Source organism: Joostella sp. (assembly GCF_048266025.1).
In the GTDB taxonomy this organism is placed as follows: Bacteria; Bacteroidota; Bacteroidia; order Flavobacteriales; family Flavobacteriaceae; genus Galbibacter; species Galbibacter atrarenae.
Map to the genome: position 1 here is coordinate 1 of NZ_JBLXAF010000018.1, position 5073 is coordinate 5073.

Consider the following 5073-nt stretch of genomic DNA (forward strand, 5'->3'; position numbering starts at 1 on the left):
AGACATAATCTTCATAAGGTTTAGCCCATTGCATCAGCGTTTGATTACTTTGCTCATCGACCGCATATTTTCGCACCATAAACATGGCCGTTTGAGCGGCTTTTAATTCACAAAGGGCAGTAGTTAAATTTCTAACTGAAAAATGAAGAGAAAATCGAGGGGTTTCAAAGAGATAAAAGACAATGTTTTTATACTAAGCTTTTGTTTTTATATTTAATTTTAAAAGTAAAGCATTGTTTTTAAAGCAATATGCACTCGCAATGCTTTAGAGGCGACGATGTGCATATTGATTATTACTATTCTATTTTATTTATTTGGTGAGTAAGTTAGGCGAACCAGAATGGAAGCGAAATTCCGTATCATCAGAAGTGATTAATTCTGCTTCAACATTAGCGAAATGTTCAATGCGATCTGAAATGTCTTTTCCTGCTATTTGCTCGGCAAGCTCTAAATAATCTTGGTAATGTCTTGCTTCTGATCGGAGAAGGGAAATATAAAACTTACCAATCTCTTCATCTAAATGAGGAGCGAGTTTAGCGAAGCGTTCACACGAGCGAGCTTCAATAAATGCGCCAATGATTAACTTATCAATCAAAGCTTCTGGCTCATAAGTTCGGACGTGTTTAATCATTCCCTTGGCATATCGAGAGGCAGTAATAGGGCGGTATTCTAACCCTTGGCTTTCAATGATTTCTAACACTTGATAGAAGTGGTGCAATTCTTCTCTGATCAGCAAAACCATCTTATCAATCATATCTTGACCGTAAGGACAGTCTTTCTTTGATTGTATCGATTTCGATATATTACTTTTGCCTTTGAGTGTTTCGAGGCTACCCATTCCTTTATATGCAAAAAGTTCATAAGGTTCGACAAGTTGGGTTATTTGTTCTTTACCTTCATCAGTCAGCACATAGCGTTTAAGTAGAAATACTGCACTTTGAGAAGCTTTTAATTCACATAGTAAATGATCTCGTAAAATCACGGATAGATTTTCAGGTTTGCGTGCTTCTTCAATCCAAGATTCTGGAGTTGAGCATTTGAGGAAGTTGTTTATGGGCTCTAATAGTTTCTTGCTGTACATCTATTGATAGGTTCCAAAATAAGATGTTCGAACTATATCATATTAACTTAGTCTAGGGGACTCATGTTAGATAGCACTTCTATCGTTTATATTTTCCTTAATTAGCCATTATTTTATTGATAATAAGCAAGTTTTGTAGACATCTTTATAGTAACAATGAATCTAAAATAGTATTCTATTTGTGATCGGTTTTTGTACAAAGAGTGTGGTAGATCTCCACAATATTATGAATAGATGTTGAGGAGGCTTTGATGTCAGATGATTTTTTTGAACAGGTAGCTGCTGATAAAAGCCAGTTGGGTTTCGACTACCAAGATCTTGTGTGCCTTGAATATCTCATTGATATGAAACAAGGAGAAAGTGTTGGTCTTGAAGTTTTAGATGATGTTCATCATGAGAGAATTCACGGCGGTAAAGCCTTAATTCAAGTTAAGCACTCTGTTGATGAGACTGAAGCTGTAACAAATAGAGACTTAGACCTTTGGAAAACTCTTTACAACTGGAGCAAGGCTCTTGAATGTATTTCAGATGATGATATTCAACTTATCTTTTTCACAAATAAGAAGAAAACCATAAGAAAAGGTCTTGTTGAGCAGTTAGATCAAACTACTATTAATTTAACTAATATCGAAGAAACAATTTCTTTAATCAAGGCTGATATAGATAAAAAAGAATCTGCTAAGGATGACGGTGCAGCAGAGAACCCCATTAAAAAGTATGTTAATTATGTTGATAGTTTGACCTCAGAACAAAAAGAGAGACTGTTTAGCAAGATCGTCTTCATATTCTCTTTGACAGATATTTTCGAAAGACTGAGAAGAAAGGTTGAATACTTCTCAATTGACAATAGTAAGTCATTAGATGTCATCTATCAGTTGATTGGTGTCTATAGGAAAAAGAAATATGAATTAATTAAGGGTGATAATAAACTTAATATTAACTTTGATACATTTAGGAAAGAGTTTCAGTTTGACCGAGTTATTAAACTATCTCAAGATAGGAAAGTTGATTTTTCGAATTATCATGGTTTTAAAAATATAAATAATATCAATCCTAAAGATGGCATATTTGCTAAGCAGTTAGAAGATATAAATATAGATAGTGATGATATTGTTGAATATGCAATGGAATATGCAGCTACATCTATGTTTATTCAGAAAATGATTTCTGAAGGCGAATTCAGTACGACAGAAGATGAGGCGGTAAATGAAGAGTTATATTCATCTTGGAGAACTCTATATAAACGGAATTATAACGGGAAAGATATTAGTAATGAACAAGATCATATGACTCTTGCTAGAAACTGTTTATATAACTTGGAAGATACCAGTTTGGTTGTGTCTAACTCCATCTTATCGCATTCGTTGGTTGTTGGAAAAGGTATGGAGTTATCTGATTTGCGTTGGATTGGTTGGCGAAAGGATTGGAAAAAAGTCTACGGTGGCACTAAATGAATAGGGTGTTAAATAATGAAGCTATTGGATTGTTAGCTATACAGTCAGTGCTATCTTATCTTGGCTCGTTAAATGTAGCCAATGCCTATTTAATAATACCTTTAGCTTTTGATAAGAAAATTAGAAACTATCTAAAACGAAAAGGAACATCGGTTCTATCTGCTCAGGAATTAGTAACTTCGAAAAGTGATTACTTTATTGGGTTTAATGAAAAGTTTACTGACTATCTAATAATTACTACAAATGCTATTTCGATGGGGATAGAGCTTGGTTTGTTCTCTATTGAAGATGGCGTCCTGACATCCACAAACGACACGATTAGTTCGGATAACTATCTAGGGAAGAAGTTTGATGATATTGCTTTGGCATCGGAAAATTTGTCAACGTTTCTAACTTCAGAACCTGAAGAATTATACTCTTTATTAAGATTGAAAATATGACTATTCAAATAAAAAATATATTAATCTGGCAGAAAGATGGAAATCTCCGTAACCTTGAGTTATCAACTAATTCAGTTAACGTAATTACTGGTGAGTCAGGTAAGGGTAAGTCTTCAATTCTCCATATTATTGACTACTGTTTGCTTTCCTCGAAGGCGGACGGTATATCCAAGCATAATATTGATGATAAGTCCTCGTGGTATGGATTGAAATTACAAACAAGTGATGGTGATATAACTATTGCGAGACCTGCATACCATACAGGTGAGACAAAGGAAGCTTATTTTTCAGATCAAGGCCAAATACCAGAACTTCCTTATAACAATATGAAAGTTGATACGCTAAAGAAAGTGCTAGATAAGTCCTTTGGCTTGGATGGTGAGTTAAAAGTTCCCTATGGTGGTAGGACCGTAAAGGCTGGTTCTAAAGTATCTTTCCGTAATTTTTTGAGCTATTGCTATCAAGATCAAAATGCACTAGTTGCACCTGACTATTTATATAATAGACCTGGAGATCTAAAAACTATCGAACGTATAGAGCGAACATTTCGTATGGCGTTAGGCGTTGTGGATAGTGAAGGTGCAATTATCACTGAACGTCTTGAGACGCTCAAACGTAATCGCTCAAGCTTAGAGCAACGCTCGGAAGTGATGCAGAAAAAGCAGATTCATTTTCAGGAAGATGTAGAGCAATTAGAAGAAGAAGCAATTTCTCTTGGGCTTCTCGAAAAACCTAACGAAGATATGAAAGAAACTTTAAGCAGTTTAAAGTCGATAGCCGAATCGAATATAGAACAATTTAGCGAGGCAGGTATAAAACTTAAAGATCTTGAATCTAAACAGTTAGAGCTAAATCGGAAACTACAGCAGTTTAAGCGATTCAATGAAGATTTTAGCAAGTACCAATCTCTTTTAAAGGAGAGTGGCGATTCTATCCTTCCGATTGATTACATTCTTGATAGGTATAGTGAGACACTCCCGGGAACTCACACAAGCGATCTTTTGCTTACGTTAGAAGAGCAGCTATCTGGAGTGAAACACAGTTGGGAAACAAGGAAGAAGTCACCTCTATATGTTGATGTAAATGCCAAAGCTAAGGTATTGAAGAAGGAGTTAGACGAGCTGAAGGTAAAGATAAGTAAGCTTAAGGCTACTAGCAAGGTGCTATCCTCTCCTGAAGAGATATATAGATATCAGGGGAAGCTGTCTGTGAAAGTAGAGCTCTTCTCTGAACGCTCGATTCCAACTGATTACGAAGAGAAGCTTTCCGAAATTGACAAGAAAATTAAAGATCTCAGTGGTTATGTTCAAGATATCGAGTCTAAACGTGAATTTGTTATGGGTAAGCTCAATAGGTATATCAACCTGCATTTAAGCCGACTGAAACTCAAAGGATATGAGAACAGCCAAGCTGTGTTTTTAGAGAAAGAACGTGCTATTAATCTGGTTCTTAATGAAGGGGAAGCGGTCGAGAAGATGATTGATATTGGCAGTGCATCCAATTACTTGTACCTGCATTTGTCTTACTTCATGGCGTTGCATAAAGTAGCGAGAGAGAACTCTGTTCCTTGGCTTGCACATTTCTTAGTTTTTGATCAAGTAAGTACTCCTTATACGTTGGAGAACTCTGATGATATCGCCAGTCTAGATTTAGCATTGAAAGAAATTGATATGTATGTGGAAGCAATGAAAGATAAGGGAGGTATTCAAGTCCTTCTGATGGAACACATCCCTGAAGCTCATTGGCTCAATCTAGGGCTTTCAAACTTTAAACTTGTTGATCGTGAATTGGTTGATGATTACGGGTTGATTAACTAGGTATCTGAGCTCATTACAGACGGTAGGCAGTATTATCTGCTTACCGTTTTTTTATGGTGGTAGCGGAACTGAATTCGATGTATTGATTTATCGAGGAGCTAATGCTTTTTACCGTTGTACTGTATTAGAAATAGTTAATTGCACACTTATGCTTTTAGCTCACAATTGCAGTGATCAATCAGCAAGGCGTTTAAATGTTTTGGTTGTTTGGCTTTTTCTATCCAAGAGTCTGGTGTTGAGCAATGCAGAAACTGGTGTATGGGAGTGAGTAATTCTTGGTA

General features: G+C 35.9%; 5 protein-coding genes. 3 read left to right on the forward strand and 2 right to left on the reverse strand.

What is annotated here, in order from left to right; all coding sequences use genetic code 11:
• Window positions 1-310: 310 nt before the first annotated feature.
• On the reverse strand, window positions 311-1081 hold the full coding sequence (gene miaE / locus ACN0TY_RS16485; RefSeq protein WP_417445324.1) for a tRNA isopentenyl-2-thiomethyl-A-37 hydroxylase MiaE: 771 nt from the start codon (window positions 1079-1081) through the stop codon (window positions 311-313).
• A 251-nt stretch (window positions 1082-1332) separates the two neighbouring features.
• On the opposite strand from miaE (ACN0TY_RS16485), the gene ACN0TY_RS16490 reads away from it, so the two are divergent.
• The 3 genes from ACN0TY_RS16490 to ACN0TY_RS16500 are packed head-to-tail and all read left to right on the forward strand — an operon-like array spanning window position 1333 to window position 4792.
• The gene (locus ACN0TY_RS16490; RefSeq protein ID WP_417445325.1) at window positions 1333-2535 is read left to right on the forward strand and encodes a hypothetical protein; all 1203 of its coding nucleotides are present in this window, start codon (window positions 1333-1335) and stop codon (window positions 2533-2535) included.
• Window positions 2532-2975, forward strand: coding sequence for a three component ABC system middle component (locus tag ACN0TY_RS16495; protein ID WP_417445326.1), 444 nt, complete (start codon window positions 2532-2534; stop codon window positions 2973-2975). The genes ACN0TY_RS16490 and ACN0TY_RS16495 overlap by 4 nt, the downstream gene beginning before the upstream one ends.
• Window positions 2972-4792, forward strand: coding sequence for a DUF3732 domain-containing protein (locus tag ACN0TY_RS16500; protein WP_417445327.1), 1821 nt, complete (start codon window positions 2972-2974; stop codon window positions 4790-4792). The genes ACN0TY_RS16495 and ACN0TY_RS16500 overlap by 4 nt, the downstream gene beginning before the upstream one ends.
• Window positions 4793-4938: 146 nt before the next feature.
• Here the strand turns inward: ACN0TY_RS16500 and miaE (ACN0TY_RS16505) are convergent, their stop codons facing one another.
• Window positions 4939-5052: a tRNA isopentenyl-2-thiomethyl-A-37 hydroxylase MiaE gene (miaE, locus tag ACN0TY_RS16505; protein ID WP_417445328.1), complete on the reverse strand. Its 114-nt coding sequence runs from the start codon at window positions 5050-5052 to the stop codon at window positions 4939-4941.
• Window positions 5053-5073 lie beyond the last annotated feature (21 nt).